We start from the raw sequence: 2,416 nt of genomic DNA on the forward strand, positions 1-2,416 counted from the left end.
GGACCCCGTTGACCGGCCAGGCCCAGGTGTTGGCGAGGACCAGCCGATCGAAGACGCCCGGCCGCCGCTGCGCGACCGCCAGGCCGATCATGCCGCCCCAATCCTGCCCGACCAAGGTGACTCCCTCGAGGCCGAGCGCGTCGACGAACCCGGTGACCACCGCTGCGTGCTCCTCGGGCAGGAAGCGGTAGCCGGGCCGCGGCGAGGACAGCCCGAATCCCGGGTAGTCGAGTGCGACGCAACGAAAGTCGCCGCGCAGTGCGCCGATCACGTCGCGCCACAGGAACGACCAGGTCGGATTGCCGTGCAGGAGTAACAGAGTGGGGCCTGATCCCTCGTCGACGTAGTGCACGGTGTGCCCGTCGATCTCGACGAATCGACTCTCGAACGGGAACAGTTCGTCGTCGACCCAACCGGGCCGCACGCGCTTGGTGGTGTCGACCATGGTGGCCCCCTCAGGGCTCGGCATCAGGGTATACTTGAGGATCTCACGTGCACTTGAGAAGATCAAGCGATGGTAGGAAACGATGCGTAGCTACGGTCAGTACTGCGGGCTCGCCCGATCCCTCGAAGTCGTCGGTGACCGGTGGAACCTGCTCATCGTCCGCGAGCTTCTCCTTGCCCCCGCTCGCTACCGGGACCTGATCGAGGGCCTGCCCGGCATCGCGACCAACCTGCTCGCCGATCGGCTTCGCGACCTCGAGGCCTCGGGTGTGGTCGAGCGGCGACTGACCGGCGAGGGCAGCGTGGTCGAGTACGCCCTGACGCCGTGGGGTGCCGAGCTGCGCCGACCGATCGAGAGCCTGATTCGCTGGTCCACACCGTTGATGGTTCGTGGTCCCGCCGACGGTGACGCCTTCCGCCCCGGATGGCTCGCCCTCGCCGTCCCCGCCTTGCTCGACGCCCGTATCGAGGTTCGTCCGTCGGCGACAGTCGGTCTCGAGATCGGCGACTCACTCTTCCAGCTCCGCGCGTCGCGCTCGGGCTTCGAGGTCGGCGCGCATGACGGCCGCGCACTCGACGCCACTGTCCGCGCTGACCCCGGCTACATCCTCGGCCTCGCCGCCGGCGCGATCACTCTCAGCGATGCCCTCGCGCTCGGATTGGTCGCGATCGATGGCGACGAGTCCGTTGTGCGCGCTGTCTTCGCCTGATGCGGTCACCGGTTTCAGGCGCTCGCCACACCTGGTAGGCGATCGAACGGCGGGTTTAGTCTCGAAGACATGGAGTTCCGCACCAGAGCGTGTCTCGTGGCGTTCGGCTCGGCCATCGCTCTGCTGTGCGGCTGCGCCCCCAGCGAGCGGGCCGAGCAGGCAACCACCCGGACCGGCGCGTCCGGCCCCGACACCACCGTCACCGAGGAGCTCGACGCCCCGTGGTCGATCGCCTTCCACGGCTCGACCGCACTGGTGAGCGAACGTGACAGCGCCCGTATCCTCGAAATCGGTACCGACGGAGCACAATACGAGGTGGGGGTCATCGAGGACGTCGAGCCGTCCGGCGAGGGCGGTCTGCTCGGCATCGCGGTGCGCGAGGGGCACCTGTTCGCCTACTACACCACCGCCGATGACAATCGCATCGAACGATTCGACCTCACCGGGCAGCCCGGCAACCTCGGACTGGGCAGCGGCACACCGATTCTCACCGGCCTACCCGCCGCCACCAATCACAACGGCGGCCGGATCGCCTTCGGACCCGACGGAATGCTGTATGCCACCGTCGGCGACGCGGGTAATCGCCGAACGGCCCAGGATCGCGCGTCCCTCGGCGGAAAGATCCTGCGCATGACACCGGACGGGCGGGCACCCGCCGACAACCCTCTGCCGGAATCACTCGTCTACAGCTACGGCCACCGGAACCCGCAGGGCATCACCTGGGCGCCGGACGGGCGGATGCTCGCCAGCGAATTCGGCCAGAACACCTGGGACGAACTCAATCTCATCCAACCCGGCGGAAATTACGGGTGGCCCGAGGTCGAAGGCATCGCGGGGCGGGCGGGTTTCCTCGACCCTGTGCAGCAGTGGAAACCGTCCGAGGCCAGCCCGAGCGGGATGACGACAGTCAACGGGTCCGTCTACCTCGCGAATCTGCGCGGTGAGCGACTGCGCCGAATCCCGCTCGACGACCTCGCCCACTCGACCGAGCTCCTCGTCGGCGAGTACGGACGCCTTCGCGATGTCGCCGTCGCGCCGGACGGGTCCCTGTGGCTGCTGACGAACAACACCGACGGCCGCGGTGATCCCACCGACAGGGACGACCGCATCGTCCGACTCGGACTCGGCACCTGAACGCGGCGAAACATCCTGTGCCGCAGGCGTTCACCGCTGGGGATGCAGCACCAGCACGGTGATCTCACTCGGTGCGAACACCCGCATCGGCGGACCCCAGTAGCCGGTGCCGCGGCTGGTGTAGAGCT

Annotated in this window: 3 protein-coding genes; 2 read left to right on the forward strand and 1 reads right to left on the reverse strand. The window is 68.0% G+C overall.

Annotation, left to right across the window (positions count from 1 at the left end; all coding sequences use genetic code 11):
* Positions 1–469 (reverse strand): alpha/beta fold hydrolase (locus ACFWF3_RS32300; protein ID WP_379317627.1); only part of this gene is annotated, 469 nt, incomplete at its 3' end.
* Between the two features lie 58 nt (positions 470–527).
* On the opposite strand from ACFWF3_RS32300, the gene ACFWF3_RS32305 reads away from it, so the two are divergent.
* Both ACFWF3_RS32305 and ACFWF3_RS32310 read left to right on the forward strand, forming a co-directional pair.
* On the forward strand, positions 528–1,154 hold the full coding sequence (locus ACFWF3_RS32305) for a winged helix-turn-helix transcriptional regulator (RefSeq protein ID WP_379317629.1): 627 nt from the start codon (positions 528–530) through the stop codon (positions 1,152–1,154).
* Between the two features lie 69 nt (positions 1,155–1,223).
* Entirely contained in the window at positions 1,224–2,288 is a 1,065-nt protein-coding gene (locus ACFWF3_RS32310; protein WP_379317631.1) for a PQQ-dependent sugar dehydrogenase, read from the forward strand.
* Positions 2,289–2,416: the final 128 nt, after the last annotated feature.

The organism is Nocardia sp. NPDC060220 (assembly GCF_042727815.1).
GTDB lineage: Bacteria > Actinomycetota > Actinomycetes > Mycobacteriales > Mycobacteriaceae > Nocardia.